Origin of the sequence: Pseudonocardia kunmingensis, from assembly GCF_006716445.1 — a bacterium.
Lineage (GTDB): Bacteria > Actinomycetota > Actinomycetes > Mycobacteriales > Pseudonocardiaceae > Pseudonocardia > Pseudonocardia kunmingensis.
On the sequence record NZ_VFPA01000007.1, the window covers coordinates 286,063 to 312,486 of the forward strand.

At 72.7% G+C, this 26,424-nt stretch carries 31 protein-coding genes and 1 pseudogene; 12 read left to right on the top strand and 20 right to left on the bottom strand.

Going from position 1 to position 26,424, the window contains the following annotated elements:
- Positions 1 to 61: 61 nt before the first annotated feature.
- Positions 62 to 1,042: a DUF5914 domain-containing protein gene (locus FB558_RS40310; protein WP_211367186.1), complete on the top strand. Its 981-nt coding sequence runs from the start codon at positions 62 to 64 to the stop codon at positions 1,040 to 1,042.
- Here FB558_RS40310 and FB558_RS45035 read toward each other — a convergent pair.
- On the bottom strand, positions 1,018 to 1,452 hold the full coding sequence (locus tag FB558_RS45035; protein WP_246107114.1) for an EamA family transporter: 435 nt from the start codon (positions 1,450 to 1,452) through the stop codon (positions 1,018 to 1,020). The genes FB558_RS40310 and FB558_RS45035 overlap by 25 nt on opposite strands.
- 10 nt (positions 1,453 to 1,462) lie before the next feature.
- On the opposite strand from FB558_RS45035, the gene FB558_RS45040 reads away from it, so the two are divergent.
- Positions 1,463 to 1,600 carry a hypothetical protein gene (locus tag FB558_RS45040; RefSeq protein WP_246107115.1) on the top strand — a complete coding sequence of 46 codons (138 nt, stop codon included), beginning with the start codon at positions 1,463 to 1,465 and terminating at the stop codon, positions 1,598 to 1,600.
- Here the strand turns inward: FB558_RS45040 and FB558_RS45045 are convergent.
- A pseudogene (locus FB558_RS45045) lies at positions 1,568 to 1,927 on the bottom strand (EamA family transporter); the annotation flags it as partial. The gene FB558_RS45040 and the pseudogene FB558_RS45045 sit on opposite strands and share 33 nt — an antisense overlap.
- Positions 1,928 to 2,128: 201 nt before the next feature.
- A complete protein-coding gene (locus FB558_RS40320) occupies positions 2,129 to 2,956 on the bottom strand; it encodes a class I SAM-dependent methyltransferase (protein WP_142064133.1) in 828 nt (275 codons plus the stop codon).
- A gap of 47 nt (positions 2,957 to 3,003) precedes the next feature.
- On the opposite strand from FB558_RS40320, the gene FB558_RS40325 reads away from it, so the two are divergent.
- Together FB558_RS40325 and FB558_RS40330 are read left to right on the top strand one after the other, a co-directional pair.
- Positions 3,004 to 3,651, top strand: coding sequence for a metallophosphoesterase family protein (locus tag FB558_RS40325; RefSeq protein ID WP_142064136.1), 648 nt, complete (start codon positions 3,004 to 3,006; stop codon positions 3,649 to 3,651).
- Entirely contained in the window at positions 3,651 to 4,493 is an 843-nt protein-coding gene (locus FB558_RS40330) for a ParB N-terminal domain-containing protein (protein ID WP_142064139.1), read from the top strand. Before FB558_RS40325 ends, FB558_RS40330 begins: the two co-directional genes overlap by 1 nt.
- On the opposite strand, the gene FB558_RS40335 is transcribed toward FB558_RS40330, so the two are convergent.
- Complete coding sequence (locus FB558_RS40335; protein ID WP_142064142.1) at positions 4,487 to 4,894, bottom strand: SRPBCC family protein; 408 nt, start codon at positions 4,892 to 4,894, stop codon at positions 4,487 to 4,489. The two genes, FB558_RS40330 and FB558_RS40335, sit on opposite strands and share 7 nt — an antisense overlap.
- 1 nt (position 4,895) lies before the next feature.
- On the bottom strand, positions 4,896 to 5,267 hold the full coding sequence (locus tag FB558_RS40340) for a VOC family protein (RefSeq protein ID WP_142064145.1): 372 nt from the start codon (positions 5,265 to 5,267) through the stop codon (positions 4,896 to 4,898).
- A gap of 88 nt (positions 5,268 to 5,355) precedes the next feature.
- Between FB558_RS40340 and FB558_RS40345 the strand changes: the two genes are divergently transcribed.
- On the top strand, positions 5,356 to 6,189 hold the full coding sequence (locus tag FB558_RS40345; protein ID WP_142064148.1) for a helix-turn-helix domain-containing protein: 834 nt from the start codon (positions 5,356 to 5,358) through the stop codon (positions 6,187 to 6,189).
- Here the strand turns inward: FB558_RS40345 and FB558_RS40350 are convergent.
- The 5 genes from FB558_RS40350 to FB558_RS40370 form a co-directional block, all read right to left on the bottom strand.
- The gene (locus FB558_RS40350) at positions 6,186 to 7,394 is read right to left on the bottom strand and encodes an ABC transporter ATP-binding protein (protein WP_142064151.1); all 1,209 of its coding nucleotides are present in this window, start codon (positions 7,392 to 7,394) and stop codon (positions 6,186 to 6,188) included. The two genes, FB558_RS40345 and FB558_RS40350, sit on opposite strands and share 4 nt — an antisense overlap.
- Before the next feature lie 4 nt (positions 7,395 to 7,398).
- A complete protein-coding gene (locus FB558_RS40355; protein WP_142064154.1) occupies positions 7,399 to 8,244 on the bottom strand; it encodes a carbohydrate ABC transporter permease in 846 nt (281 codons plus the stop codon).
- A gap of 1 nt (position 8,245) precedes the next feature.
- The gene (locus FB558_RS40360; protein WP_142064157.1) at positions 8,246 to 9,208 is read right to left on the bottom strand and encodes a carbohydrate ABC transporter permease; all 963 of its coding nucleotides are present in this window, start codon (positions 9,206 to 9,208) and stop codon (positions 8,246 to 8,248) included.
- Entirely contained in the window at positions 9,208 to 10,566 is a 1,359-nt protein-coding gene (locus FB558_RS40365; RefSeq protein WP_142064160.1) for an extracellular solute-binding protein, read from the bottom strand. Before FB558_RS40365 ends, FB558_RS40360 begins: the two co-directional genes overlap by 1 nt.
- 151 nt (positions 10,567 to 10,717) lie before the next feature.
- A complete protein-coding gene (locus tag FB558_RS40370; protein ID WP_142064163.1) occupies positions 10,718 to 11,236 on the bottom strand; it encodes a YflT domain-containing protein in 519 nt (172 codons plus the stop codon).
- A 377-nt stretch (positions 11,237 to 11,613) separates the two neighbouring features.
- Between FB558_RS40370 and FB558_RS40375 the strand changes: the two genes are divergently transcribed.
- Complete coding sequence (locus tag FB558_RS40375; RefSeq protein WP_142064166.1) at positions 11,614 to 11,880, top strand: DnaJ-like cysteine-rich domain-containing protein; 267 nt, start codon at positions 11,614 to 11,616, stop codon at positions 11,878 to 11,880.
- A 571-nt stretch (positions 11,881 to 12,451) separates the two neighbouring features.
- On the opposite strand, the gene FB558_RS40380 is transcribed toward FB558_RS40375, so the two are convergent.
- The 3 genes from FB558_RS40380 to FB558_RS40390 all read right to left on the bottom strand — a co-directional run bounded on the left by FB558_RS40380 (position 12,452) and on the right by FB558_RS40390 (position 15,692).
- Positions 12,452 to 13,645, bottom strand: coding sequence for an acyl-CoA dehydrogenase family protein (locus tag FB558_RS40380; RefSeq protein WP_142064169.1), 1,194 nt, complete (start codon positions 13,643 to 13,645; stop codon positions 12,452 to 12,454).
- Positions 13,646 to 13,742: 97 nt separating this feature from the next.
- The gene (locus FB558_RS40385; protein ID WP_142064172.1) at positions 13,743 to 14,714 is read right to left on the bottom strand and encodes an HpcH/HpaI aldolase/citrate lyase family protein; all 972 of its coding nucleotides are present in this window, start codon (positions 14,712 to 14,714) and stop codon (positions 13,743 to 13,745) included.
- A gap of 96 nt (positions 14,715 to 14,810) precedes the next feature.
- Entirely contained in the window at positions 14,811 to 15,692 is an 882-nt protein-coding gene (locus FB558_RS40390; RefSeq protein WP_142064175.1) for a PhzF family phenazine biosynthesis protein, read from the bottom strand.
- A gap of 23 nt (positions 15,693 to 15,715) precedes the next feature.
- On the opposite strand from FB558_RS40390, the gene FB558_RS40395 reads away from it, so the two are divergent.
- Both FB558_RS40395 and FB558_RS40400 read left to right on the top strand, forming a co-directional pair.
- Positions 15,716 to 16,981, top strand: coding sequence for a magnesium transporter MgtE N-terminal domain-containing protein (locus tag FB558_RS40395; RefSeq protein WP_142064178.1), 1,266 nt, complete (start codon positions 15,716 to 15,718; stop codon positions 16,979 to 16,981).
- Positions 16,974 to 17,495, top strand: coding sequence for a DUF1003 domain-containing protein (locus FB558_RS40400; RefSeq protein WP_142064181.1), 522 nt, complete (start codon positions 16,974 to 16,976; stop codon positions 17,493 to 17,495). Before FB558_RS40395 ends, FB558_RS40400 begins: the two co-directional genes overlap by 8 nt.
- On the opposite strand, the gene FB558_RS40405 is transcribed toward FB558_RS40400, so the two are convergent.
- Complete coding sequence (locus tag FB558_RS40405) at positions 17,473 to 17,979, bottom strand: MarR family winged helix-turn-helix transcriptional regulator (protein ID WP_425468164.1); 507 nt, start codon at positions 17,977 to 17,979, stop codon at positions 17,473 to 17,475. The two genes, FB558_RS40400 and FB558_RS40405, sit on opposite strands and share 23 nt — an antisense overlap.
- Before the next feature lie 117 nt (positions 17,980 to 18,096).
- Here FB558_RS40405 and FB558_RS40410 point away from each other — a divergent pair, with 117 nt between their 5' ends.
- Positions 18,097 to 19,245: an Mrp/NBP35 family ATP-binding protein gene (locus FB558_RS40410; protein WP_142064185.1), complete on the top strand. Its 1,149-nt coding sequence runs from the start codon at positions 18,097 to 18,099 to the stop codon at positions 19,243 to 19,245.
- Positions 19,246 to 19,326: 81 nt separating this feature from the next.
- Here FB558_RS40410 and FB558_RS40415 read toward each other — a convergent pair whose 3' ends face one another.
- Positions 19,327 to 20,574, bottom strand: a complete 1,248-nt coding sequence (locus tag FB558_RS40415) for an aspartate aminotransferase family protein (protein ID WP_142064188.1) — start codon at positions 20,572 to 20,574, stop codon at positions 19,327 to 19,329.
- A gap of 202 nt (positions 20,575 to 20,776) precedes the next feature.
- Here FB558_RS40415 and FB558_RS40420 point away from each other — a divergent pair, with 202 nt between their 5' ends.
- Positions 20,777 to 21,709 carry an NAD-dependent epimerase/dehydratase family protein gene (locus FB558_RS40420; protein ID WP_142064191.1) on the top strand — a complete coding sequence of 311 codons (933 nt, stop codon included), beginning with the start codon at positions 20,777 to 20,779 and terminating at the stop codon, positions 21,707 to 21,709.
- A 62-nt stretch (positions 21,710 to 21,771) separates the two neighbouring features.
- Here the strand turns inward: FB558_RS40420 and FB558_RS40425 are convergent, their stop codons facing one another.
- Complete coding sequence (locus FB558_RS40425) at positions 21,772 to 22,380, bottom strand: TetR/AcrR family transcriptional regulator (protein ID WP_142064194.1); 609 nt, start codon at positions 22,378 to 22,380, stop codon at positions 21,772 to 21,774.
- A gap of 148 nt (positions 22,381 to 22,528) precedes the next feature.
- On the opposite strand from FB558_RS40425, the gene FB558_RS40430 reads away from it, so the two are divergent.
- On the top strand, positions 22,529 to 23,290 hold the full coding sequence (locus tag FB558_RS40430; protein ID WP_142064197.1) for an SDR family NAD(P)-dependent oxidoreductase: 762 nt from the start codon (positions 22,529 to 22,531) through the stop codon (positions 23,288 to 23,290).
- A gap of 164 nt (positions 23,291 to 23,454) precedes the next feature.
- The gene (locus FB558_RS40435) at positions 23,455 to 23,808 is read left to right on the top strand and encodes a DoxX family protein (protein WP_142064200.1); all 354 of its coding nucleotides are present in this window, start codon (positions 23,455 to 23,457) and stop codon (positions 23,806 to 23,808) included.
- Here the strand turns inward: FB558_RS40435 and FB558_RS40440 are convergent, their stop codons facing one another.
- The 4 genes from FB558_RS40440 to FB558_RS40455 form a co-directional block, all read right to left on the bottom strand.
- Entirely contained in the window at positions 23,809 to 24,153 is a 345-nt protein-coding gene (locus FB558_RS40440) for a cupin domain-containing protein (protein WP_246107116.1), read from the bottom strand.
- An 88-nt stretch (positions 24,154 to 24,241) separates the two neighbouring features.
- Entirely contained in the window at positions 24,242 to 24,925 is a 684-nt protein-coding gene (locus FB558_RS40445; protein WP_211367187.1) for a GntR family transcriptional regulator, read from the bottom strand.
- A gap of 12 nt (positions 24,926 to 24,937) precedes the next feature.
- Positions 24,938 to 25,648, bottom strand: coding sequence for a maleate cis-trans isomerase family protein (locus tag FB558_RS40450; protein WP_142064203.1), 711 nt, complete (start codon positions 25,646 to 25,648; stop codon positions 24,938 to 24,940).
- Positions 25,645 to 26,424, bottom strand: a complete 780-nt coding sequence (locus tag FB558_RS40455; RefSeq protein WP_142064206.1) for a maleate cis-trans isomerase family protein — start codon at positions 26,422 to 26,424, stop codon at positions 25,645 to 25,647. The genes FB558_RS40450 and FB558_RS40455 overlap by 4 nt, the downstream gene beginning before the upstream one ends.

Genomic DNA, 26,424 nt, shown 5'->3' on the forward strand with positions numbered 1-26,424 from the left:
CCCGTTCCGACACGTCCGCGTCGGCGCGCGCGGCGGCCGGAGTGCTCTTACCCTTTCGCGGGTGAACGAACGCCGTCCGGTCAACCCGCTGCGGCTGCTGCACCGGCCGCGCTGGACCGAGCAGCAGCCGACGTGGGCCGACGCGAAGCCGGGTCTGATCCGAGCCGCGCTGCGGCGGGCCGAGCAACGGTCCACCGGCGGCTGGTACGTGCTCGCCGGCAGCCGCGAGGTCCGTCCGGGCCGCGCGTTCGGCCGTGTCGTGGCCGGTCAGGAGCTCGTGGCGTGGCGGGACGGCTCCGGCGGGCTGCACGTCGGCCCGGGCGCGTGCCCGCACCTGGGTGCCGCGCTGTGCGACGCCCCCGTCCACGACGGGCAGCTGGTCTGCCGCTGGCACGGGCTCGCGCTCGGTCCGGGCGGACGCCCCGGCTGGCGCACGCTGCCGGCGTACGACGACGGCGTGCTCGCGTGGGTCCGCCTCGATGACGCGGACGCCACGGCCGCCCCGGTGCTCGGGCCCCGGCCGCCCGCGGACCGCAGCCTCGCGGCCGTCGCCACCGTCATCGGCCGCTGCGAGCCCGAGGACGTCATCGCCAACCGGCTCGACCCGTGGCACGGCGCCTGGTTCCACCCCTACTCGTTCACGGCGCTGCGCGTGCTCAGCGCGCCGCCGATGGACTGCCCGCCCGCCGAGGACCGGTTCCTCGTCGAGGTGACGTTCACCGTCGGGTCCCGGTTCGGGGTGCCCGTGCGCGCCGAGTTCAGCTGCCCCGACGCCCGCACGATCACGATGGAGATCGTGGACGGCGAAGGCGCCGGCTCGGTCGTCGAGACCCATGCGACGCCCCTGCGGCCGGGCCAGGACGGCCTGCCCCGCACCGCCGTGATCGAGGCGGTGGTGGCGCACTCCGAGCGTCCGGGCTTCGCGCACGCGCAGCGCGTCGCCTCCGCCGTGCGGCCGCTCATGGGAGTGGCCGCACGGCGACTCTGGCGCGACGACATCGCCTACGCCGAGCGCCGCTACGCCCTGCGCGCCCGCTCCTGACCCCGCTCACCGCGTGCCGTCAGCACGAGCGCGACCCCGAGGAGCAGCCCGCCTGCGGTTCCGGAGGGCCCCAGCCGCTCCCCGAGCAGGACGGCGGCGAGCACGGCCGCGGTCAGCGGCTCGAGCAACGCCATCAGCACGCCCACCCCGGCCGGGGCGCTGCGCAGGCCGCGGAAGTAGCAGCTGTACGCCACTGCCGTCGGCACGAGGGCGAACGCGAGCAGCAGCCCCACCGAGGCCGGTGCCGGGGCGAACCCCACTCCGGACGTGCCCGCCGCCAGCGGCAGCAGGAGCGCTCCGCCGAGGGTGAACGCCGCGCCGGTGGTCGTCAGGGCGTCCAGCCCGGGGACGGGACGCGCGCCGAGCAGCGACATCGCTGTGAAGCCTGCGGCGGCGACCAGCGCGCACACCGTGCCGGTGATGGCCGCGCCGGTCGCCGGCCCGCCGTCCGCCGGAAACCCCGACGAGCAGCGCGAGGCCCAGCAGCGCCAGCCCGACGGCCAGCAGCCGGCGCCGGTCGACGCCGCGCGGGCGCGCGAGCAGCACGAGCACCGGTGAGGAGCCGATCGTCACGAGCGTCGCCACGCTCACCGAGGTCAGCGACACCGCGGTGAAGTAGGCGACCTGGAAGAGGGCCGCCAGCACGCCGGTCGCGGCGATGCGCGCCCACGCGGCCCGGCTCCGCGGCAGGGCGGAGCCCCTGACCAGCAGGAACCCGAGGATCAGCAGGCCGCCGACGGCGAGCCGGTAGGTGGCGACGGCGAGCGAGGACAGGCCGGCGGCGTCGCCGAAGAGGCGGCCGAGCAGGCCACCGCTCCCCCAGAGGACACCGGCGAGGACGAGGAAGGACACCCCGGAGGAGGGGGTGGTGCGAACGATGGACACGGGTGAACGCGCTCCTGCGACGAGGGGAAGGGGGTCGCGGAAGCGGGGCCGGTCACGGCCGGATTAGTGCGTCGACGGCCCCGCTAGGAGCGGGGCGGCGGGGTGATCGGGAACATCCGGTGCACGAGGCCACCCTACGCCGGCACCCATCCCGAACGAACGGCACATTCGTCGCCACCTAGCCGACGAAAGTGCCGTTCGTCACGCGGGACCGGGTTCCGGTGGGGGACCCTTTGTCATGTTGATGCCCTCTGCCGGGGTGTTCGCCTCCGGGTCGATCGCGGGCGTCGGGTCGGCGGGGCGCCTGCCCAGGAATGTGTGCACGATGTGCTGCTGCCAGCCGGGCACGGTCTGCACGCGCAGGTCCTCGAACCCGGCGGCGGCCAGGCGCTCGGTGAGCGCCGTGACGCCGTCGAAGCGCAGCGCGCTGCGCCACAGGTAGCGGTAGAGGTCACCCGAGCCGGCGCGCAGGCGTCCCATCGGGATGATCACGCCCCAGCAGACGGCCGTCCAGACGATGCGGCTGCGCAGCGAGTCGCGCACCGAGTACTCGTGGATCGCGATGGGCGCCCCGGGGCGCAGCAGGCGGTGGAACTGGCGCAACGCGGCGTCCTTGTGCACGAGGTTGCGCAGCAGGTATGCGGCCAGTATCCCGTCGAAGGGACCGACGATGCCGCTCATCGCCAGGTTCTCGGCGTTGCCGTGCACGAACCGGACGCCCCGCGGCCAGGTCTTGCGCTGCGCCTGCCCGATCATCTCGGTGGACGCGTCGACGGCGATGATCTGCGCTTCGGGGGCGGCGTCGAGCAGCGCGGCGGTGGACGCCCCGGTGCCGCACCCGACGTCCAGCAGGCGCAGGCCTGCGCCGCGGTCGGGCAGCCCCATCCGCTTCGCCGACAACCGCAGGTGCTCGTGGTAACCCGGGTTGGACCCGACGAGCTTGTCGTAGCTACGGGCGTGCGCGTCGAACGAGCGTGCCACCCCGCCACGCTCGATCGGTCCGGGTTTCGACGGAGTCACACACCGCATCCTGACGCATCCGCGGCCTCCCGTCGCGTGCCCGTACGCTGAACCGGGTGGTCCGGGCGTTGGCGGTGAGCGACGAGGTGTCGGCAGGCCTGCCCGCGGGCGGCGCCCGCCGGTGGGGTGTCGACCTCGTCATCGGCGCGGGTGACCTCCCGTTCGACTACCTGGCGGAGATCTCCGACAGCGTCGACCGACCGGGTGTCCTCGTCCCCGGCAACCACGATCCCGACATCTCCGGCTACTCCCAGCGCTCCGGGCTGTGGCTGCGCGCGGGCATGCCCGCGTCCTGGCCCGGCCCGGCCGGTTTCACCGACGCCGACGGACGCGTCGTGGACGTGGCCGGGCTGCGGTTCGCCGGGCTCGGCGGGTGCGTGCGCTACCGGCCCGGCCCGAACCAGTGGACGCAGGCGCAGCAGGCGCGGCGGGCCCGGCGGCTGGTGCGCGCGGCGCGGCGCCGTACCCGGGCCGACGGCAGGCCCGTCGACGTCCTGCTCACCCACGCCCCACCACGGCACTGCGGGGATCGCGCCGACCCGCCGCACCACGGCTTCGAGTGCCTGCACGACGTGGTCGCCGCGCTGCGCCCGCGGCTGCTGGTGCACGGCCACATCCATCCCCACGGCGAGGCGGTTCCGGACCGGATGATCGGGAACACCCGGGTCGTGAACGTCGTGGGCCGGCGCGTCCTGGAGCTCTAGTGGCGGACACGGGGTTCCCCGCCGCCGACGCGGAGCACGACTTCCTGCGGATCCGGCGCAAGCAGGTGCTCTCGCGGCTGGCGGGCTGGCTGCGTCGCGAACCGGACGACGTCTCCGAGGTGCTGCCGTTCGACGAGGTCGTGGCCGCTCTGGGCCAGACCGGCGAGCGGCGGCGGGGGCTGCAGGTGATCCCGCTGGACTCGATCGTGGGCAGCGTCGACCGCACCCGCGACTTCGACCGCTGGTTCCGCCCCCGCTCGGGCCGCAGCCGGGAGCGGTGGGAGCGGCTGGCCCGGGCGCAGCGCCGAGGCGAGGCCATCCCGCCGATCGACGTCTACCGGGTGGGCGACCTGCACTTCGTCCGCGACGGCCACCACCGCGTCTCCGTGGCGCACGCGCTCGGGTTCCGCTCGATCGACGCCTACGTCACCGAGGTCACCACGAAGATCGACGCCACCGGCATCGCGCGCCGCGGCGACCTCATCACCAAGGACCTGCGGCGGGTGTTCCTCGACCGGGTGCCGTTGCCCGGCCCGGCGCTGGCGACGATCCTCGTCACCCGCGCCTGGTCCTACGCCGTGCTCAGCGAGGTCGTCGAGGCGTGGGGGTTCCGGCTCATGCAGCAGGAGGGGCGCTTCCTCGACCGCCCGACGGTGGCGCGCCGCTGGTACGCCGAGGAGTTCCGGCCGGTCGTGCGGATGCTCGCGCAGGCCGACCTCATCGGCGACCGCACCGAGGCCGAGGCCTACCTGCACCTCGCCGGGCAGCGCTACCGCCTGATGCGCACCCACCGCTGGGACGACGAGGTGATCGACCGCCTGCGCAGCGATCCCGGTCAGTGATCACCGGGCACGGGGAACACCCGGCGCATCGCCGCGGCCCCCTCCTCGACCAGTGCGTTCACGGCGGGCGCCACCTCGTCGGGCAGCAGGTCGGTGACCCAGACCAGCCGGCATCCCGCCTCGGCGGGGAGCACCTGCATCGACGCCTGGTGGTGGGCGAACGGGAACGGGCTCTCCGCGACCGCGTAGACGAGGCGCCGCTCCTCGGGCTCGACGGCCACCAACGTCTCGCGGACGACCGGTCCGGCGGCGAACGTCACCACGCGCCCCCCTGGACCCGGGCGGGAGTCGACGAGGACGCCGGGGCAGAGCCGCTGGTGCACGGCGGTGAAGTCGCGCAGGGCCTCCCATACGTCGGCGGCGTCCGCTCCGAGCACGACGTCCTTGCGCACGGTCGCCACGTCAGACCTCCGCCGCGATGCAGCAGGGGTGGCCCTCCGGGTCCAACAGCACGATCCACTCGCCGCCACCCGGCTGGAAATCCGGCACCCGGGCACCGAGCTCGACGAGCCGTGCGCGGGCAGCGTCGAGGTCCGGCACCGCGACGTCGAGGTGCAGTCGTCGTCCCCCGTGCGGCCACGCGGGTGGGCCCCCGTCGGCCACGACCTGGAACGCGAGTGCCACCCCGTCGGCGGCGAGGGCCACGTAATCGTCACCGCTCTCGGTGATCTCACCGCCGAGAACGCTGCGGTAGAACTCGGCCAGGGCGGCCGGCCGTTCGCTGTCGAGCACGACCGCCTGGACGCGGCCTGGGGATGTGTGGTTCGTCGTCATGGCGCCTACGCTGCCCGCCGCGGCCGCGCCGGTCTTGATGATCCTTGCGCCCCGGGAACCGTCGGTGTGCCGCCGTAGCCTGCGGCGCATGCTCTCCGCGGTCACGCTCGCCGATGGTGGCTCCTTCACGCTCACCGCCGTGGCGTGCGCCCAGGAGCACCGCGATTGGTCCGAGGTCGAGGTCCAGCAGGACGTCCGGCTGGTCCTGGTCCGGCGGGGGCGGTTCCGGCGGCAGGCCGACGGGCTACTCACCGATGTCGACCCCACCGTGGCCTACCTCGGCTCACCCGGCGAGGAGGAGAGGTTCGCCCATCCCACAGGGGGCGACCGGTGCACCTCGATCAGCATCGTGCCGACCCTCTGGCGCACGCTCGCCGGCGAGCAGGCCGCACCCGTGCAGGCAGGGGTGTACGTCGACGCCCGGCTGGAGCTGGCTCACCGGCGCCTCCTCGCTGCGGCGCGAACCGGCGACACCGCTTTCGAAGTGGCCGAGGAGTTGCTCGGCATGATCGCTTCGACGGTCGCCCGGGTCGTCGACCGGACCACGCCCGCCGCCGGGGCGGCTCGCGCCGGGCGCGCGGCGCTCGTTGCACGGGCCCGGGAGGCGATCGTCGCCGGGCACCCCGCAGCCGAGGGACTGCTCCCCCTCGCCGCGCTGCTCGGCGTGTCGCCATACCGGCTGAGCAGGGCGTTCACGGCCGATCTCGGGGTATCGCTCACCTGGTACCGCAATCGGGTGCGCGTGGGGCAGGCGCTCGGGCGTCTGGCGGACGGCGAGGACAGCCTGGCCGTGCTCGCCGCCGACCTCGGCTTCGCCGACCAGGCCCACTTCACCCGCACGATCCGCGCCCATCTGGGACACACGCCCACAGCCGTGCGCCGGCTGCTGCATGCGCGGCAGCCGGCGCAGGCTCGCGGCTAGCGGGCGGCCGCGGCGGGAGCCGCCTCCCGCGCCGTGAGGTTCCGACCGCTCGAGGGGTCGAACACCTGGATCTTGCCGGTGTCCACCCACACCTCGGAGCGCTCGCCCTCGCGCACCCCGGACTCCGCCGACAGGCGGGTGACCAGCGTCCCCGAGTCGCCGCCGGGCACGTCCGCGGTGCCGGCGTCGGCGGCCAGGTCGGCCAGGTCGTCGGACATGGCCTGCTCGCCCTCCACGCTGAAGTAGGCGAACTTGTCCGACCCCATCGACTCCAGCACGTCGACCTGCGCGGTGAACAGGGCGCCCCGGGACTTCTGGTGCTCCTCCACGAGCGCGGCGTCCTCGAAGTGCTCCGGCCGGATGCCGATGATCACCTCGCGGGGCGCGTCGCCGCCCTCGAGGGCGCGGCGCAGCTCGTCGGAGAGCGGCAGGTCGCCCAGCGGGGTGCGGAACGTCCCCTCCTCCGCCTTCGCCGGCAGGAAGTTCATGGCGGGCGAGCCGATGAACCCGGCGACGAACAGGTTGGCCGGGGTGTCGTAGAGGACCTCGGGCGAGCCGATCTGCTGGATCTTCCCGCCGCGCATCACGACGATGCGGTCGCCCAGCGTCATGGCCTCGGTCTGGTCGTGGGTGACGTAGACCGTGGTGGTCTGCAGCCGCTGCTGCAGCTTCGACACCATCGTGCGCATCTGCACGCGCAGCTTGGCGTCGAGGTTGGACAGCGGCTCGTCCATGAGGAACGCCTTGGGGCTGCGGACGATCGCGCGTCCCATCGCCACCCGCTGCCGCTGGCCGCCGGACATGTTGGCCGGCTTGCGGTCCAGGTGCTGGGTGAGGTCGAGGATCTTCGCCGCGTCCTCGACCTTGCGGTTGATCTCCGCCTTGTCGACCTTGGCGAGCTTGAGCGGGAAGCCCATGTTCTCCCGCACCGTCATGTGCGGGTAGAGCGCGTAGGACTGGAACACCATCGCGATGTCGCGGTCCTTCGGCGCCTTCTCGTTGACGCGCTCGCCGCCGATGCGCAGCTCGCCGTCCGAGATGTCCTCGAGCCCGGCGATCATGTTGAGCGTCGTCGACTTCCCGCAGCCGGACGGGCCGACCAGGATGATGAACTCGCCGTCGGCGATCTCGAAGTTCGCGTCGTCCACGCCGACGGTTCCGTCGGGGTAGCGCTTGGTGATGTGGTCCAGGACGATGTCAGCCATTGGTTCAGCCCTTCACTGCGCCGGAGGTCAGGCCGGCGACGATGCGCCGCTGGAAGAACAGCACGAAGATGATGATGGGAATCGTGAGCAGCACGGCGGCCGCGGCGATCGAGCCGGTCGGCTCGGCGAACTCGCTCGCCCCGGTGAAGTTCGCGATCGCGACGGGAGCCGTCTGCGAACGCTCGGTCGAGGTCAACGAGATCGCGAAGAGGAAGTCGTTCCAGCAGAAGATGAACACGAGGATGGCCGTCGTGAACACGCCGGGCGCGGCCAGCGGCACGATCACCGAGCGGAACGCCTGCAACGGCGTGGCGCCGTCCATCTTCGCGGCCTTCTCCAACTCCCACGGGATCTCGCGGAAGAACGCCGAGAGCGTGTAGATCGCCAGCGGCAGCGAGAACGTGATGTAGGGCAGGATCAGGCCCGGCCAGGTGTCGAACAGCCCGATGCTGCGCTCGATGTCGAACAGCGGGCTCACCAGCGAGATCGGCGGGAACATCGCGATCAGCAGCGAGACGCCCACCAGCAGGCCCTTGCCGGGGAACCGCAGCCGGGCGATCGCGTAGGCCGCCATCGTGCCGATGACGACGGCGAGCACGGTGGCGATGATCGCGATCCCGATCGAGTTGATCAGGGCGCTGGTGAACAGGCTGACCCCGAACACCTGCGTGTAGTTCTCGAGCGTCCACTCGCGCGGGATGAAGTTGCCGTCGGTGATGCTGCTCGCCGGCTTGAACGACAGGCTGACGATCCACAGCACCGGCACGAGGGCGTAGATCAGCACGAGGGCGTTGGCCACCGCCCACTTGCTCTTCCCCGCGGTGCCGGTGGTGCCGGGTTGACCCGCCATGTCAGCGCCTCCCCTCGGTGTCCGAGCCCGGCGCCGCGGCGCCGAACAGCTTGATGAAGATGAAGGCGATCAGTGCGACGGAGATGAAGATGAGCACGCTGATCGCCGACCCGATGCCGAGGTTGAACGCCCGGAACAGGTTGTTGTAGCCCAGCATCGAGACCGAGCCGGTGCCGTTCGAGCCGCCGGTCAGGATGTAGATGTTGTCGAAGATGCGGAACGCGTCGAGCGTGCGGAACAGCAGCGCCACGAGGATCGCGGGCTTCATCATCGGCAGGATGATCTGCGTGAGCCGCTCCCACGGCCCCGCGCCGTCCACCTGGGCGGCCTTGAGCAGGTCGTCGGGCACCAGCGCGAGGCCGGCCAGCAGCAGCAGCGCCATGAACGGCGTGGTCTTCCACACCTCGGCGATGATGATCAGCGTGATCGCCGATGCCTGCCCGGTGAGCGGGGCGCTGCCCTCCGAGAGCATGTTGGCCAGGTAGCCGGTGTCCGGCGTCCAGGCGAACTGCCAGCTGAACGCCGCGACGACGGTGACGATGCCGTACGGGATCAGCACCACCGTGCGGGTGAGCCCACGCCCGATGATCGTGCGGTGCATCACCAGCGCCAACGCGAGACCGAGCACGAACTCGATCGCCACCGAGATCACGGTGATCAACAGCGTGATGCCGAACGCGCTCCACCAGTACCCCGACGTCAGCACGACGATGTAGTTGGAGAGGCCGATGAACGCCTGATCGTCCGGGAAGCGCAGGTCGTAGCGCTGCAGCGACAGCCAGACGGCGTAGCCGATGGGGTAGGCCGTGACCGCGATCATGATGATCACGGCCGGGGCGCAGAGCAGGAACGCGAGCTTGCGCTCGGCCCGCGCCCCCTCCGACAGCGGCGGCTTGCCGCGGTGCTTCGGCGCCTGCGCCGAGGTCTCGACCTCAGCGGCAGGGGCCGTGCTCGAGACGGACATCAGGGCACCAGTCCTTCCGAGTTCACGGCCCGTTCGACCTCTTCGGCCATCCGCGGGACGATCGCGTCCGGGTTGATCTGCGCGGGCGGGTTGAGCAGGTCGGCGAGCACGATCGAGATGCTCGTGTACGCCGGGGTCTTCGGCCGCACGCTCGCGTTCTGCAGGGAGTCGCGGATGGCCTCCCACGCCGGGTACTCCTGCTGGAACGCGGGGTCGTCGTAGAGCCCGGCGAGCGTCGGCGGGACGCCGGCCTCGGTGGCGTTGGTCAGCTGGTTCTCCCGGTTGCGCAGGCACTGTGCCGCCTCGAACGCGAGGTCGGTGTCGCCGCCGGTGGTGCTGACACCGATGTTGAAGCCACCGATCGTCACGCTCGCAGGCCGGTCCGGGTCGACCCGCGGGTACGGCGCCCAGGCGAAGACGTCCACGATCCGGCGCCCGGTGTCCTCTGCGGTCGGGCGGCCCTGCTCGTCGATGAAGGTGCCGCCCCCTCCGCCGTCCGGCGGCGGGGTGTTGATCGAGGCGTTCACGAAGGGGTAGTTCACCTGGAACGCCGCCAGCCCGGCCTCCATCTGCAGGCGGCCGTCGTTCTCCTGGGCCACCGACAGCGACGGGTCGCTGGCGGGCGAGGACGCGACGCGCTGCATGATCGACGTCGCCTGGTGGGCGGCGTCGCCGTCGTCGACGAGCACCTCGCCGTCCTCCGAGACGAGCTGGCCGCCGGCGCTGGTGAGCAGCGTGTTGAACCACACCGAGATGCCCTCGTACTGCGCGGCCTGGGTCTCGATGTAGGACGGTAGGCCCTGCTCGTGCAGCGCCTCCGACATCTGGATCATCTCGTCCCATGTCTGCGGCGGCTGCGGCGCGAGGTCCGTGCGGTACCAGAGCAGCTGGGTGTTCGTGTTGAGCGGCGCTCCCCAGAGCTGCCCCTGGTAGCGGGCCGTCTCGAGCGGGCCCTCGAGGGTGCCCTCGGCGACCTGCGCCGCGCGGTCCTCCGGCCACGGCTCGATCCACCCGGCCTCCGCGAACTCCGCGGTCCAGGTGACGTCCATGGTCATGAGGTCGACCTCGGAGTCGCCCGCGACGAGCCGGCGGGCGAGCTGCAGCCGCTGGTCGTCCGCGGCCTTCGGCAGCGTCTGCTGCACGACCGTGTAGCGGCCGTTCGCCGCTTCGGTGCAGGCCGCGGCACCGGCCGCGTAGGCGCTGGCGCCGTCGGCCGCCGTGTAGAAGTTGATCACTGGCGGCCCGGGCGGGGCCGAGCTGCACCCGGCCACCGCGGCGGCGGCGAGTAGCCCGCAGGCCGCCACGGCGAGCGGTCGTCCGCGTCGCCGCCGGAGCGTCGAATGGACCGGCTCCCCCATGTAATTCTCCGTCCCGAGAGCGCGGACGACCAGGCGACGGCGCCCGCAGGTGTGACACTGATCACGGCCAGTGGCCGGTGATCAGAACCTATGCGCGTCGGGGTACCGCCGCAATCGCTGACGGGCGGAATGGGGGAACCGCAAGCCCGATTTAGGCCGGGCTTGAGCCCATGGCCAACTTCGCGAGGAGCTCGCGCGCCTTCTCGGCGTTGCGGGGCTGGCAGAGCACGTCGTACCGGCCTGCGACGAGCTGGCTCACCGACTGGAAGTCGCGCCGGCCGCGCGAGAGCCGGTAGGTGACCGCGGCGAAGATCAGACCGAAGACGAGACCGAAGCCCAGGCCGAGCAGGATCGGGGCGAACGAGGTGCCGCCCTGGCTGACGAGGCTGAGCAGCAGACCCACGAAGAGGCCGAACCAGGCGCCGGACGCGGCGCCGGACGCGAGGACGCGACCCCAGGTGAGCCGGCCGATCACCCGCTCGACGAGCATCAGGTCGACACCGACGATGGTGACGTCCCGGACCTGGAAGTTGGAGTCGGCGAGGTGGTCGACGGCCCGCTGCGCCTCCTCGTAGGTGGCGTAGGACCCGACCGGCCACCCGGTGGGCGGCGTGGGCAGGTTGGGCAGTCCGGGCGCGGTGCGCGCGGGGCCGCCGAACGGTGTGGTCACGGGGCCTCCTCTTCCTCGAATGTCGGGACTCCAGGCCTTGACGGCGTCCCCATCATGTCAACGCGGAGACCCGGGACGAAGTGCCCATACCGACGATCATCACACCGATGTCCCGCCGCCGCCGGGCGCGGGACACCGCACGAGACCGCTGACCGGCGCACACGGGACTGCGCAACCGCCGCCGCCGCGGCTCCGACCGGGCGGCACACGCCCGTTCGGCCGCCTGCCGGTTGGGGTTTGTTGCGCCGTTCGGTCGCCGGATTCATAGCCTGTTCAGCGGCTCACGTTGGTGCTACTGCTCCGTAACCTGATCAGTGGCCGGGGACGGACGGCAGGGGCCGCAAGGGGGCGCTCCCGGGGATCGGAGGTGTCTCGCCATGCCGTTCCTGCCCACCACCGCGCTGCTCGCCACAGCTGCCGACCTGTCCGGGACGGGCATCCTCACCCTCGCCGGGGCCGGCCTGCTCGTGGCCTGGATCCTGTCGCTCCTCCTGCACCCGTTCACGGCATGCTCGTCGTGCAAGGGCACTCCGCGGTCGTACGGCGCGATCGCCACGCGCTCGTTCCGGCTCTGCCCGGCATGCGGGGGCTCGGGGCGGCAGCTCCGGATCGGAGCGCGGATCTGGCCGCAGAACCGCGACTGAAGCGGTGGCCACGAACCCCGACCGGGTCCTCTGCCGGCGGTGCGACGGCCCGCACCCACTCACGCACCCCTTCTGCCGCCATACGGGGGCGTGAGCACGCGTTGCGGGGACCTGAGCTGCACCCTGCAGCACATGTCCCGATCCCGCCGATCACGAGCGCCTGGACGGCCGCGGACCGGTCCGATGATCACCAGGAGGGGGTGCAGCGGGACCACCGCAAGGTGCGCACGCACCCGACAGGGACGCGCTCGTCCAGAGCAGGCCTGGGCCCGGTCGGGGACGGCCGCCCACCCAGCCACAACATTCGGTAGTTGACCCAACCCGGCCACCTCGCCGACGGGTGGAGGCAGGGGAGCGGCCGACTGCGCCGAGGACCGCGCCGAGGCGGGCGGCAGTGGCCTCGAGCCGGGAACGGCGCGCCCACAGGAGGTTTCCATGATCAGCAGAAGTGGTACCAGAGCGACAGATCTGTCGCCCTCCCACCACTTCTGGCGATCACCCTCGGCGAGAAGCACGAGAGCGCGGTCGCAAGGCCTCCGACGCGCGCCTCGCACCGATCACGGCCGCCATCTCAGCGCAGCTTGTACTCCTTCAGCAGCCCCCGACTGATGATCGTCTTCTGGATCTCCGAGGTGCCCTCGCCGATCAGCAGGAACGGCGCCTCGCGCATGAGCCGCTCGATCTCGTACTCCTTGGAGTAGCCGTAGCCACCGTGGATGCGGAAGGACTCCTGCGTGACCTCGGCGCAGTACTCGCTGGCCAGCAGCTTCGCCATGCCCGCCTCGACGTCGAAGCGCTCACCCGAGTCCTTCATCCGGGCGGCGTTGACCATCATCAGGTGGGCCGCCTCCACCTTCGTGGCCATCTCGGCGAGCTTGAACGCGATGGCCTGGTGCTGGGCGATGGGCTTGCCGAACGTCTTGCGCTGCTGCGCGTACTCCACCGCGAGCTCGAAGGCCCGGATGGCGATCCCGCAGGCCCGGGCGGCGACGTTGACCCGCCCGACCTCGACGCCGTCCATCATCTGGGCGAACCCGCCGCCCCGCCGGTCGCCGAGGATCTGGGTGGCGGGCACCCGGTGGCCGGAGAACACCAGCTCCGTGGTGTCGACGCCCTTGTAGCCCATCTTGTCGATCTTGCCGGGGACCGTGAGCCCGGGCGCGACCTCGCCGTAGCCCTCCGGCTTGTCCACGAGGAAGCACGTGAGGTTCTGGTGCGCCCGCTCCGCGCCCTCGTCGGTGCGCACGAGCACCGCGGTCAGGTTGGAGGTGCCGCCGTTGGTCAGCCACATCTTCGCGCCGTCGATCACGAAGTCGTCCCCGTCGGCGACCGCCTTCGTGGAGATCGCGGCGACGTCCGAGCCCAGGTCCGGCTCCGACATCGAGAACGACCCGCGCACCTCCCCCGCCGCCATCCGCGGCAGGTAGCGCTGCTTCTGCTCGTCGGTGCCGTGATGGGTGATCATGTGCGCCACGATGAAGTGGGTGTTGATCACGCCGGAGACGCTCATCCAGCCCCGCGCGATCTGCTCGACGACGAGCGCGTAGGTCAGCAGCGACTCCCCGAGCCCGCCGAACTCCTCCGGGATGGTGAGCCCGAACAGGCCCATCTCCTTCATCCCGTCGACGATGTCCTGCGGGTAGGTGTCCTCGTGCTCCAGCGCGGTGGCGTGGGGGAGGATCTCCTTGTCCACGAACGAGCGGACCGTCGACAGGATCTCCTGCTGGATCTCCGTGAGACCGGCGGTCTGGGCGAGCTTGGCCATCGGACGTCCTCCCGACGCTGGGCGAGTTACCGGGCAGTATCCCCCGCGCTCGGTGATGCACGCTGTGAACGTCCGCACACGGTGAGCGCGACGCGCGTCACCCCTCCGGGGGCGTCCAGCGGTCGGAGCGCTGCATCCCCGCGGCCCGGCCCTTACCGGAGATCACCAGCGCCATCTTGCGGCTGGCCTCGTCGATCATCTCGTCGCCGATCATCGCCGCGCCGCGCTTCCCACCCGCCTCGGAGGTGTAGTACTCGTAGGCGTCGAGGATGTTCTCGGCGTGGTCGTAGTCCTCCTGGCGCGGGCTGAAGGTCTCGTTGGCCGCGTCGATCTGGCCCGGGTGCAGCACCCACTTGCCGTCGAAGCCCAGCGCGGCCGAGCGGCCGGCGACCCGGCGGAACCCGTCGACGTCCTTGATCTGCAGATACGGGCCGTCGATGGCCTGCTTGTCGTGGGCGCGGGCGGCCATGAGGATGCTCATCAGGATGTGGTGGTAGGCGTCGCCGACGTCGTAGCCCGGGGGCTGCTCCCCCACCACCAGGGACTTCATGTTGATCGAGGCCATGAAGTCGGCAGGGCCGAAGATGATCGTCTCGACACGCGGGGACGCCGTCGCGATCGCGTTGACGTTCGTCAGGCCGAGGGCGTTCTCGATCTGCGCCTCGATACCGATCTTCCCGACCTCGTACCCCATGGCCTTCTCGATCTGCGTGATCAGCAGGTCGAGGGCGACGACCTGCTCCGCGGTCTGCACCTTGGGCAGCATGATCGCGTCGAGGTTCGCGCCCGCGCCCTCGACGACCTCGGTGACGTCGCGGTAGGTCCATTCCGTGGTCCAGTCGTTCACCCGGACCACGCGGATCCGCTCGCCCCAGCCGCCCTCGTTCAGCGCCTCGACGATCGTCTTGCGGGCCCCGGGCTTGGCCAGCGGCGCGCAGGCGTCCTCGAGGTCGAGGAAGACCTGGTCGGCGGGCAGCGTGCGGGCCTTGTCGATGAACTTCTGGCTCGATCCCGGGACGGCGAGGCAGGAGCGGCGGGCACGCAGCTGGGTCGTCTGGGTCGTGGTCACGGGCGGACTCCTCGTCGAGTGCGGCACGGGGCGTTGGGCCGATGCTGGCACGCGACCCCGCCCGCGGCCGTGCGAGGTGAGGAGGTTCTCAGCCCCTCAGGGGAGGGCGAGCAGCTCGCCGCGGGCCACCCGCGACACCCCGCCCTGCACCGAGGTGGCGACCGCCGCGCCACCGCGCGCGGTGACGACGACTGCGAGCTGGGACGGGCGCCCCATCTCCGCGCCCTGCGCGACCACGAACCCCGTCTGCCCGTCGGCGGCCAGCAGGCCCCGATCGGCCAGGAAGACGCCGAGCGCGACGGCGGCCGAGCCGGTGGCGGGGTCCTCGACCACGCCGGCCTCCGGCGCGAACATCCGCAGGTGCGCCCGCCAGGCGGCCCGGTCGAAGGCGACCACGGCGATGCCGACGAGGTCGGGTACCCGGGACAGCTCACGGCCGAGTGCCACCGGGTCGACCTGGACCCGCGCGACCGCGTCCGGGCGCACCGGCAGGAACGCGAACGGCACGCCCGCCGCGGCGACCCCGGCCGGCACGTCCGCGTCCGGGTCGGCGGCGCCGAGCCCGACGGCGGCCGCGAGCGCCGCGCCGTCCAGCACGGGTCCGACCTCGGGCCGGCCCCCGTCGACGCGCGCCCCGTGGGCGTTCACCTGCACGGGCAGCAGCCCCGCCCCGCACTCCTGCACGACCTCGCCGGTGCGGATCAGTCCCGCCTGCGCCAGCACCCACGCGGCCCCGACGCTCGGGTGCCCGGCGAAGGGCAGCTCGCGCGCAGGGGTGAAGATCCGCAGTCTGTAATCAGCATCCGGGGTCGTCGGCGGCAGCGGGAACGCGGTCTCGGAGAGCCCGAACTCCGCCGCGATCGCCTGCATCTGCGCGGTCTCGAGCACGGTCGCCCCGTGCACGACGGCCAGCGGGTTGCCGGTGTAGGCGCCGTCCGCGGTGAACACGTCCACCACGTCGTACCGGAGGGGATCCACAGCGGCACCTTAGGCTTCCGCGCATGGGCGTCGAACGGGTCTACGTCGCACGGCTGGTGGGCCTCGCCGTGTTCGGGCCCGACGGCGAGCGCATCGGGAAGGTGCGCGACCTCGTCGCCACCCTGCGGGTCGACGCGAGCCCGCCGCGGGTGCTCGGCGTGGTCGTCGAGCTCGCCACCCGGCGGCGCATCTTCGTGCCGATGCTGCGGGTCACCGCGATCGACCCCGGCGCCGTCACCCTCGCCACCGGCTCGGTGAGCCTGCGGGGTTTCGCGCAGCGCCCGAACGAGGCGCTGCTGGTGGGGCAGATGCTCGACGCCCCCGTCCGGATCGTCGAGAGCGGGGAGGACGCGGTGGTCGTCGACGCGGCGATCGAGCCGACGCGCTCCCGGGACTGGGTCGTCGGCCGGCTGGCCGTGCGCGTCCGCCGCCACCGGATCGGGCGGCGTGAGCCCGTGCAGGTGCTGCCCTGGCGCGCGGTCACCGGCCTCTCGCTCACCGACCGGCAGGGCACCGAGGGCCTGCTGTCGGTGTTCGAGACCATGCGACCGGCCGACGTCGCCGCCGCGCTGTCGGAGCTGCCCGAGAAGCGCCAGTTCGAGGTGGTCGACGGCCTCGACGACGAGCGGCTCGCCGACGTGTTCGAGGAGCTGTCCGAGGCCGACCAGCGCAACCTGCTCGCCCACCTGTCGCCCGAGCGGGCCGCGGACGTCCTCGAGGCGATGTCCCCCGACGACGCGGCCGACCTGCTGCACGAGCTGCCCGACGCCGAGTCCGACGCGCTGCTCGCGCTGATGCAGCCTGAGGAGTCGGCACCGGTGCGCCGGCTGATGACCTACTCGTCGGACACCGCGGGCGGTCTGATGACCCCGGAGCCGGTGATCCTGCGCCCGGACGCCACCGTGGCCGAGGCGCTCGCCCGCATCCGCAACCCCGACATCCCACCCGCGCTGGCCAGCATGGTGTTCGTCTGCCGGCCCCCGTCGGAGACCCCGACGGGGCGCTACCTCGGGTGCGCGCACGCGCAGCGGCTGCTGCGGGCGGCGCCGTTCGAGCTGGTGGCGGGCGTCGTCGACAGCGAGCTCGCGCGCCTGTCCCCGCACGCCAGGCTCGGTGAGATCACCCGGTACTTCGCGGCCTACAACCTGGTGGCCGGCCCCGTGGTCGACAGCGAGGACCACCTGCTCGGCGCCGTCACCGTGGACGACGTCCTCGACCACCTCCTCCCGCCGGACTGGCGCGACCGCCTGACCGACCCCGACCAGACCAGCGAGGTGTCGGATGCCTGAGAACACCACCTACCGACGGCTCGACCAGCCGCTCCTGGGCCGCGCCCGGTTCGAGGTCGACCCCGAGTGGTTCGCCCGCTTCTCCGAGCGGATCGCCCGGTTCCTGGGCACCGGCCGGTTCCTCGCGATCCAGACCGTGATCGTCATCGTGTGGATCGCGCTGAACCTCACCGCGTGGTTCGGCAGCTGGGACCCCTACCCCTTCATCCTGCTCAACCTGGCCTTCTCCACGCAGGCCGCCTACGCCGCGCCGCTGATCCTGCTCGCGCAGAACCGCCAGGACGACCGCGACCGGGTCTCGCTCGAGGAGGACCGCGCCCGCGCCGAGCGGACGAAGGCCGACACCGAGTACCTGGCCCGCGAGCTCGCCGCGCTGCGCATCGCGGTGGGCGAGGTGGCCACCCGGGACTACCTGCGCGGCGAGCTCGACAAGCTCTGCGAGCGGCTCGGCGCCGAGCCGGACCCGGCCACCGAGCGGGCTCGGGCGAGGCTCAGTCGGCGAGGCGACGGCTGATCCGGTCCAGCACGTGCAGGTCGGCGTCGTCCAGCCGCGCCACGAAGTGCTGCGCCACCCCGCGCAGGTGGGTGCGCGACGCCGTGCGCAGGCGGCCGAGCCCGGCCTCGGTGAGCAGGGCGGCGACCCCGCGCCCGTCGCCCTCGACCCGGCAGCGGGACACGAGCCCGGCCTTCTCCAGCCGGTCGACCAGGCGCGTGACGCCGGAGCGGGACAGCAGCACCGCCTCCGCGAGCTCGGTCATCCGCAGCCGCCGCCCCGGCGCCTCGGCCAGCTGGACGAGCACGTCGTAGGAGGCGAGCGAGAGGTCCTGCTCACCCACGAGCTCCGCCTCGAGCGCCCGCGTGATCGCGGCGTGCGCCCGCAGGAACGACCGCCACGCCGCCAGCTGCTCGCGCGTCGGCCCGGACCGCTGGCGCGGTGCGGCGGGCTCGGCATCTCCGTGCCCCTGCGTGGGCGCGCTGGGAGCGGCGGTGTCCGTCACGGGCCACGATGCTACGGACGCGGGGCGACGAGGGCACGGACGTACAGTGGGTGGAGGGTGTGGGCAGCCGCACCCGGCAGCGTCGCGCCGTCGATGGAAGGTCCAGCGGAACCCCTGATGTCCACCACCGAGAGCACCAGCACCGTCGAGCAGGCCGTGCGGGCCGCGCTCGCCACCGTCGACGACCCCGAGATCCACAAGCCGATCACCGACCTGGGGATGGTCAAGGGCGTCGCGGTGTCGCCGGAGGGGCGCGCCCACGTGGGCGTGTACCTCACCGTCGCCGGGTGCCCCATGCGCGAGACGATCACCGCGCGGGTCACCGAGGCCGTCTCGAAGGTCTCCGGGATCACCGCGGTCGAGGTCGAGCTCGACGTCATGAGCGACGAGCAGCGCACGGAGCTGCGCCGCAGCCTGCGCGGCGACGCGGCGGAACCGGTGATCCCGTTCGCCCAGCCCGGCTCGCTCACCCGCGTCTACTGCGTGGCGTCGGGCAAGGGCGGCGTCGGCAAGTCGTCGATCACCGTGAACCTGGCCGCCGCGATGGCGGAGAAGGGCCTCTCGGTGGGCGTGGTGGATGCCGACATCTACGGCCACTCGGTGCCCCGCATGCTCGGCACCACCGACCGGCCCACCAAGGTCGAGAACATGATCATGCCGCCGCAGGCGCACGGTGTGAAGGTCATCTCGATCGGGATGTTCACCCCGGGCAACGACGCCGTCGTGTGGCGCGGCCCGATGCTGCACCGGGCGCTGCAGCAGTTCCTCGCCGACGTGTACTGGGGCGACCTGGACGTCCTGCTGCTCGACCTGCCCCCCGGCACCGGCGACATCGCGATCTCCACCGCGCAGCTCGTGCCCAACGCCGAACTGCTGGTGGTCACCACCCCGCAGACCGCGGCGGCCGAGGTGGCCGAGCGGGCAGGCTCGATCGCGCTGCAGACCCGTCAGCGCCTCGCCGGCGTCGTCGAGAACATGTCGTGGATGGAGATGCCCGACGGCACCCGCATGGAGGTGTTCGGCTCCGGCGGCGGCCAGACCGTGGCCGACTCCCTCACCCGCACCATCGGCGCCCCGGTCCCGCTGCTCGGGCAGGTGCCGCTGGAGCCCCGGCTTCGCGAGTGCGGCGACTCCGGCAACCCGATCGTGCTGGCCGAGCCGGAGAGCGCGTCGGCGCAGGCCCTGCGCGCGGTGGCGGAGAAGCTGACGGTCCGCTCCCGCGGCCTGGCCGGCATGAGCCTGAACATCAGCCCCGTTCGCAAGTAGCGAACCAGGGCGCACGTTGGAGCCATCCTGCAGGTTGTGAGCGTTCTCAACGCGCAGGATGGCTCCAAGGTGCGGGGGGGCCTATGCGCGCACCGCCTCCGCCCAGATCGCCACGGCCTCGTCCACCTGCTCGGCCTTCACGATCAGCGGCGGGATCATCCGCACGACGTTGCCGTGCGGGCCGCAGGTGAGCAGCAGCAGGCCCTTCTCCGCCGCGGCGGCGTGGGCGCGGGTGGCCGCGGCCGTGTCCGGCGCGCCGTCGGGGGTGCAGAACTCGTTGCCGACCATCAGCCCGAGCCCGCGGACGTCGGCGATGCCCGGGTGGTCGGCCGCCACCTTCTGCAGACCGTCCCGCAGGCGCAGGCCCTGCTCCGCGGCGTTGGCGACCAGGCCCTCCTCCTCGATGACGTCGAGGGTGGCGAGCGCGGCGGCGCAGGCCACCGCGTTGCCGCCGTAGGTGCCGCCCTGCGACCCGGGCCACGCCTTGGCCATGAGCTCCTCGCTCGCCGCGATGCCGGACAGCGGGAAGCCGCTGGCCAGGCCCTTCGCCGTGATCAGGATGTCCGGGGTGGCACCCTCGGCGTGCTGGTGGCCCCAGAACTTGCCCGTGCGACCGAACCCGGTCTGCACCTCGTCGGCGATCAGCAGGATCCCGTGGGCGTCGGCGCGCTCCCGCAGCCCGGCGAGGAACGCGGGCGGCGTGGGCACGTAGCCGCCCTCGCCCAGCACGGGCTCGATGATGAACGCGGCGACGTCCGCGGCCGGCGCGGCGGTGATGAGCAGGCGGTCGAGCTCCCGGAGGGAGAACGCCACGGCCTCGTCCTCGCTCCAGCCGTAGCGGAACGCGTACGGGAACGGCGCGAACGCGACGCCGCCCATCAGCGGTCCGATCCCGGCGCGGATCTTCGACCCGGACGTCGTGAGCGCCGCGGCACCCATCGTCCGGCCGTGGAACCCGCCGTCGAACGCCACGACCATCGAGCGGCCGGTGGCCTGGCGGGCCAGCCGCACCGACGCCTCGACGGCCTCGCTGCCGGAGTTGAGGAAGAAGACGCGGTCCAGGGCGGGCGGCAGCACGTCGCCGAGCCGCTCGGCCAGGCGCAGGAGCGGCTGGTGCATCACCGTCGTGTACTGGCCGTGGATGAGCGTGGCCACCTGCTCCTGCGCGGCCGCCACGACCTTCGGGTGGCAGTGCCCGGTGCTCGTGACGCCGATGCCGGCGGTGAAGTCGAGATAGCGCCTCCCCGCGGTGTCGACGACGTGGACGCCCTCGCCGCGCGCCACCTGCACGGGCGTGGCCTGCTTCAGGGCCGGGGACAGCTGCGCCATGACGCTCCTTGCCTTGTCGTCTCGCTTGTCAGATTGTCGACAATCCCTGTCGATGGAAGCACGCGAGGCCGCCGCGGGGCAAGGGCGTCGCCCCGCCCGCCCCGCGGACCGTACCCCGGGTATGACGTGGGCCACTGCTGCGCGTGTCACGCCAACGCCCGGCGCGTCGTCCCTGGGGGAGGAACGAACCGAGGAGGAGATCGTGGACGTCGTCGTCGCGGGGGCGAGCGGTGCGCTGGGCACCGTGCTCGTCCCACAGCTGGTCGCCGCGGGGCACGCCGTGACCGGGCTGAGCCGCTCACCGTCGGGGCTGGCCCGGATCCGGGCGGCCGGGGCCCGCGCCGTGCGCGCCGACCTCCTCGACGAGCCGGGGCTCCTGCGCGCGCTCGCGGACGTGCGCGCCGATGCCGTGGTGCACCAGGCCACCGCGCTCGAGCGCACCCCCACCCGCCACCGGCACCTGCACGCGACGAACGCGCTGCGCGACCGGGGCACCGCGCACCTGCTGCGCTGCGCGGCGCAGATCGGCGCGCGCCGGTTCGTCACGCAGTCGTTCTTCCTCGGGTACGGCTACCGCGACCACGGCAGCGCCCCCGTGACCGAGGACCGGCCGTTCGGGGAGCTCACGGGCGACGCCTTCGACGTCCACCTCCGCTCGATGCGCGCCAACGAGGACCAGGTCCTCGGCGCGACCGGCGTCGAGGGGATCGCGCTGCGCTACGGCCTGTTCTACGGCTCCGACCGCAGCACGGCGGCACTGCTGGACCTCGCTCGCCGCAGGCGCCTCCCGGCGCCGGCTCCCGCGGGCGTCACCTCGCCGGTCCACCTCGAGGACGCCGCTGCCGCGACCGTCGCCGCACTGGAGCGGGGCAGGCCGGGTCAGGCCTACAACGTGGTGGACGACCACCCGGTCGGCTTCGACGAGTTCGTGGACGCTCTCGCGGCCGCGGTGGGCGCCCCACCCCCGCGCCGAGTGCCCGCCTGGGTCCTGCGGCCGCTGCCCTACCTGCATGCGCTGATGGCCCGCACCCGGATCCGGGTCTCCAACGCCAAGGCGCGCGAGGAGCTCGACTGGGCCCCGCGGCACCCGTCCTGCCACGAGGGACTGGCCGAGGTGGCCGCGGCGCGGGCCTGAGGGTCGCGCGTCAGGTCGCGGCGGGCGCGAGGTGGGCGAGCCCGTCCGCGCCGGTGATGACCTCAGTCATGGTGAGCTCCTTCTGGTCGCTGTCGGGTCAGGTCGGTGCTGCCTGGTTGCACGATGCGCGTCACGGCGGTGATGACGGCGTCCCGGTGCGCCGCGATCCGTTCCGGAGCCTGCGGGTCACCACCGTCGGCCTTCAGCAGGCCGACGGGTGTCAGGTACCAGGCTTGTGAGACGGCGTAGATGAAGACGAGAAGGTCGACGGCGGTCAGCGGGGCACTGTCCGTGCCGGCGACCGCGGTGGTCTTCGCGAGGTAGCTCTCCAGCGGCTCGGACGCCGCCTGGGGGCGTTCGAGCTGTGCCCACATGTTGATCCGGAGGGCCGCGGGTTCGCGCTGGTGGTAGTCGAACAGCTCGCCCGCCCAGGCGGGTAGATCGTCCGGTCGGGGTGGGACCCTCGCGGCCATGGACTGGATCGCGCTGGTGAGCGCGGCGTCGAAGAGCCCGTCCTTGTTGCCGAAGTAGGCGTAGATCATCCGGATGTTGGTTCCGGCCTCCCGAGCGATCCGTTCGACACGGCCGCCGGCGTGGCCGTGCTCGGCGAACTCCGCGACTGCCGCCTGGAGGATCCGGGCCTTCGTCGCCTGAGCGTCGCGTGGGGGCATGTGGTCTCCGTCTCGGTGCGTGCGTTTGACGCCGGGCAGGAGCGACCCTACATTGAAGTAAATCAGTAATTACTTACTTGGCTGCAGCCGAAGATCGAGAGGCAGGCAGCCTGCTCGTCCGGGTCGACGTCGTCGAAGGAGCACGCTCATGGCAGAACACCGGATCGCCTTGGTCACGGGCGCGAACCGAGGGCTCGGGCGCAGCACCGCGCTCGCACTCGCCCACCGTGACGCGAAGGTCGTGGTGACCTACCGGGACGGCGCGGCGGGGGCCGCGGAGACCGTGCAGATGATCCAGGAAGCGGGCGGTGACGCGGTCGCGAAGCGGCTCGACATCAGCGACGTCGGGTCGTTCGCGACCTTCACCACCGAGCTGACCGACGAGATCCGCGCCCGGTGGGCGAGCGGGAAGCTCGACGTCCTGGTCAACAACGCCGGCATCGGGCTGTTCGGTCGGCTCGAGGACGTGACGGTGGAGAGCTTCGACGCGCTCGTGCACACCAACCTCCGCGGCACGTTCTTCCTCATCCAGGCGCTCGTGCCGCACCTCGCCGAGGGCGGCCGCATCATCAACGTGTCGACCTCCCTGACCCGTCACGTCAGCCCGGGAACGTCGGTCTACTCGGCGTCGAAGGCGGCGGTCGAGGCCTTCTCCCGCAGCCTGGCCGCCGAGCTCGGCCCGCGCGGCATCCGGATCAACGCGGTCGCACCCGGCCCGAGCGCCACCGACTTCAACGGCGGCGCCATGCGCGACGACCCCGAGCTGCGGGGGGCCCTCGCCGCGCAGACCGCGCTCGGCCGGGTCGGCAAGCCCGAGGAGATCGGCGACGCCATCGCCGCGCTCACGTCCGCGGACATGCGCTGGATCACGGCAGAACGCATCGAGGTCTCCGGAGGAGCCCTCCTCTGACGACCGACCGGTGAGTCGAAGCACGCCGGATGGAGAAGCCGCTGCCGCCGGCCCGCCGTGACGGGCGCACCCGCGAGTGTGTCCCGGCTCACGCCCCTGCACGTCACGACCGCGGTCCCCGCCACGTCCGTAAAGCGTCCAGGAGGAACGACCGAGGAGTAGACATGATCGACCCGTGGTGGCCGCTCGCGGCGCTGGCCCTCGTCCAGGTCGGCGACGCCGTCATGTGCCGCAGGCCGCTGCCCTTCATCCGCCAGTGCCTCGTCGACGTCGGCTTCCCGCAGCGGTACTGGTGGGTGCTGCCGCCGCTGAAGCTCGCCGCCGCCGCCGGGCTGGTCGCCGGGATCTGGTTCCGGCCGCTCGCGATCCTCACCAGCGCCGCGCTGGTGGCCTACTTCCTCATCGCGCTGGCCGCGCACCTGCGCGCGGCCGACTACGGCCGCAACCTGTTCCTGAACTGCACCGGCATGCTGCTCGCGTGCAGCGCCACCCTGGCGTTCACGCTCGTCGCGGCGTGATCAGGGCTCCTCGAGCCACTCCGTCACGAACTCGTCGTTGGCGTGGATGTTCGTCATCACCAACCGGTCGGTACCGGTGTTGACGAACTTGTGCGGTGTCCACGGGGGCACCACGACGACCTGGCCCGCGCGTGCGGTCAGGCGCTCGGCCGCCACGGTGAACTCCGCCTCTCCGCTGTGGAGGACGAAGGTCTCGTCGTAGGGGTGCCGGTGCAGGCGGGGCCCGGCCCCGGGGACGTCGGTGTCGACGAGGATCACCGAGACGGTGCCGCCGTGGTCGCGACCGGCGAACTGGCCGGTCATGGTGCCGTCGACGAGGAAGGACAGCACGTCGGGCGTGGCCATGGCGTCGATGATGACCGACTCCACCCGCGGCCACCAGGGGTCGGAGCCCCTCGGCCTGCAGGCGTCGCCGCGGCGGGGCGCGGCAGGGTCAGGCGGGGACGGCGGGGGCTCCGGGCGAGGCCTCCGGGGCCAGGATGCGCTCCACCGCGTCGGTCATGTGCGCCTCCAGCACCGAGGTGAGCCGCGCCGTGTCGCCGTCGCGGACCGCGTCGCGCAGCTCCCGGTGCTCGGCGATCAACGCCGGTGCCGGCGGCAGCGTGTCCTGCAGCGCGGCGAGGCACATCCGGGTCTCCACGAGCAGCGCGTCGGCCATCCGGCGCAGCCGCGGGCTGCCCGATGCGGCCACGAACTCGTGGTGGAAGGCGTGGTCGGCGTCGGCGAGCGCGACCGGGTCGTCCGCGACCTCCTCCATCCGCTCCAGGGCGGCGGTGAGTCGCTCGGCCGCAACCGCCCGGTCGCCGGTCAGCAGCAGGAGGCCGGCGGCCCGCTCGACGGCGGCGCGGGCCGTGTAGACGTCGCGGACGTCGGCCTCGTCCAGGTCCCGCACGAACAGGCCCCGGTGCCGCTCGCTGCGCAGCAGTCCTTCGGCGACCAGGCGCTGCATGGCCTCCCGCAGCGGACCGCGGCTCACGCCGAGCCGGGCCGCGAGCTCCACCTCGCCGAGCTGGGTGCCCGGCGGGAAGGTGCCACGCATGATCGCCGTGCGGAGGCGGTCGGCGACGATCGCGGCCGTCGACCGCCGCTCCACCGGTTCCAGCTCGCTCAGGTCCAAGGTTCCTCCTGGTCAGGCCGCGAACAGGGCGCCGAAGCCCGCCCGCGGGGTGTCCGCGCCCGCCAGCCGCAGCCCCTGCCAGATGCTCACCTGGTTGGCCGTCAGCACCGGCTTGCCCACCCGCGCGTCCAGCCGGTCGAGCAGCCCGACCGTGTGCAGCGCCGTGTCGGGCAGCAGCACGGCCTGCGCGTCGGGGTGGTCGGCGGCCGCGGCGAACTCGAGCACGGTGTCCTCGGGCAGCGTGCCGACCTCGGCCGCGGTGATGATCCCCTTCGCCGACAGCGAGAGGACCTCGATGCCGGCCACCCCGAGGAACGCGACGAACCGCTCCGCCACGTCGTCGGGGTAGGTGGCGCCCACCGCGACGCGTGTGACGCCCAGCCGCGCGCACGCGTCCACGAACGCGAAGGACGTGCTCGACGCGGGAACGCCCGCGGTCGCCGCGAGCGCCTCCACCTGCGACGTCGCGCCGTCCCAGCCGAACACGAAGCTCCCGCTGGTGCAGGCCCACACCACGGAGTCGAGCGGGGCGTCGATCGCGCGGACGCCATCGGCCAGCACGTCGTCGCCGCCGATGTCGAGCAGCGCGTCGACGCGGTGCGCGTCCTCGCGCATCTCGGTGTGCACGAGCGGCAGCCGCGGGCCGCCGAGGAGCTTCTCGGCGAGCGGGTAGTCGTCCTCGGCCGAGAAGCCCGGGTAGAGGATGCCGACGGTGGGTGTCATACGACTCCTGGTGTGAGGTGTCCGGGTGCGTGCTGGTCCTTCGCGGTCAGCAGGCTGCCGCCGCCCACCGCCTCGCGTCCCAGTGCCCGCAGCGCGGCCCACATGGTGACCTGGTTGGCGGTGAGGACCGGTTTGCCGAGCGCCTGCTCGAGGGGCTCGATGAGGTCGTAGGTGGGCAGGTTGGTGCAGCTGATGAACAGGGCGTCGGCGTCGTCGCGGTCCGCGGCGCTGACGACCTCGACGACCTCGGCGTAGCTGACCCGCCAGATGTTGCCCAGCAGGCCCAGCCCCTCGCTCGCCACCGTGCGCACGCCGTGCTCGGCCAGGTACGCGACGAGCCGGCGCGTCACCGGCTCGACGTAGGGCGTGGCGATCGCCAGCCGCGCGATGCCGAGCACCCGCAACGCGTCGATCAAGGCGCCGGACGTGGTGGTGGCGACCGGTGCCCCCGCGTCCTCGATCGTGCGGCGCAGCACCTCCTCGCCGGTGGCACCCTCGACGAAGCTGCCGGACGTGCAGGCGTAGGCGACCACGCCGGGCTCGGGGGTCAGGACGTCGCGGGTGGCGCGACGGACCGCCCGCCGGTCGCCGCAGGCCACCGCCATCTCGACGGTGACGGGGGTGGTGAAGAACGGCAGCCGGGTGAGGTAGAGCGACACGTCCTCGGGCGCCCACCGCCACAGCTCGCGGTCGAGGGCGAAGTCGAACGGCGCGACGACGCCGATCCCCTGCTGCCGGGCCGGCTCCGTGAGGCCGACCGAGAGCTCCGTGGGCAC

What these genes read in the sequence shown, in the direction of transcription:
- FB558_RS45040 (WP_246107115.1), top strand. Translation starts at nt 1,463, where the DNA reads ATGGCCGCGCCGGTCGCCGGCCCGCCGTCCGCCGGAAACCCCGACGAG.
- FB558_RS40320 (WP_142064133.1), bottom strand. Translation starts at nt 2,956, where the DNA reads ATGCGGTGTGTGACTCCGTCGAAACCCGGACCGATCGAGCGTGGCGGG.
- FB558_RS40340 (WP_142064145.1), bottom strand. Translation starts at nt 5,267, where the DNA reads ATGACGACGAACCACACATCCCCAGGCCGCGTCCAGGCGGTCGTGCTC.
- FB558_RS40345 (WP_142064148.1), top strand. Translation starts at nt 5,356, where the DNA reads ATGCTCTCCGCGGTCACGCTCGCCGATGGTGGCTCCTTCACGCTCACC.
- FB558_RS40350 (WP_142064151.1), bottom strand. Translation starts at nt 7,394, where the DNA reads ATGGCTGACATCGTCCTGGACCACATCACCAAGCGCTACCCCGACGGA.
- FB558_RS40355 (WP_142064154.1), bottom strand. Translation starts at nt 8,244, where the DNA reads ATGGCGGGTCAACCCGGCACCACCGGCACCGCGGGGAAGAGCAAGTGG.
- FB558_RS40360 (WP_142064157.1), bottom strand. Translation starts at nt 9,208, where the DNA reads ATGTCCGTCTCGAGCACGGCCCCTGCCGCTGAGGTCGAGACCTCGGCG.
- FB558_RS40365 (WP_142064160.1), bottom strand. Translation starts at nt 10,566, where the DNA reads ATGGGGGAGCCGGTCCATTCGACGCTCCGGCGGCGACGCGGACGACCG.
- FB558_RS40375 (WP_142064166.1), top strand. Translation starts at nt 11,614, where the DNA reads ATGCCGTTCCTGCCCACCACCGCGCTGCTCGCCACAGCTGCCGACCTG.
- FB558_RS40380 (WP_142064169.1), bottom strand. Translation starts at nt 13,645, where the DNA reads ATGGCCAAGCTCGCCCAGACCGCCGGTCTCACGGAGATCCAGCAGGAG.
- FB558_RS40395 (WP_142064178.1), top strand. Translation starts at nt 15,716, where the DNA reads ATGGGCGTCGAACGGGTCTACGTCGCACGGCTGGTGGGCCTCGCCGTG.
- FB558_RS40400 (WP_142064181.1), top strand. Translation starts at nt 16,974, where the DNA reads ATGCCTGAGAACACCACCTACCGACGGCTCGACCAGCCGCTCCTGGGC.
- FB558_RS40410 (WP_142064185.1), top strand. Translation starts at nt 18,097, where the DNA reads ATGTCCACCACCGAGAGCACCAGCACCGTCGAGCAGGCCGTGCGGGCC.
- FB558_RS40415 (WP_142064188.1), bottom strand. Translation starts at nt 20,574, where the DNA reads ATGGCGCAGCTGTCCCCGGCCCTGAAGCAGGCCACGCCCGTGCAGGTG.
- FB558_RS40425 (WP_142064194.1), bottom strand. Translation starts at nt 22,380, where the DNA reads ATGCCCCCACGCGACGCTCAGGCGACGAAGGCCCGGATCCTCCAGGCG.
- FB558_RS40430 (WP_142064197.1), top strand. Translation starts at nt 22,529, where the DNA reads ATGGCAGAACACCGGATCGCCTTGGTCACGGGCGCGAACCGAGGGCTC.
- FB558_RS40435 (WP_142064200.1), top strand. Translation starts at nt 23,455, where the DNA reads ATGATCGACCCGTGGTGGCCGCTCGCGGCGCTGGCCCTCGTCCAGGTC.
- FB558_RS40440 (WP_246107116.1), bottom strand. Translation starts at nt 24,153, where the DNA reads ATGGCCACGCCCGACGTGCTGTCCTTCCTCGTCGACGGCACCATGACC.
- FB558_RS40450 (WP_142064203.1), bottom strand. Translation starts at nt 25,648, where the DNA reads ATGACACCCACCGTCGGCATCCTCTACCCGGGCTTCTCGGCCGAGGAC.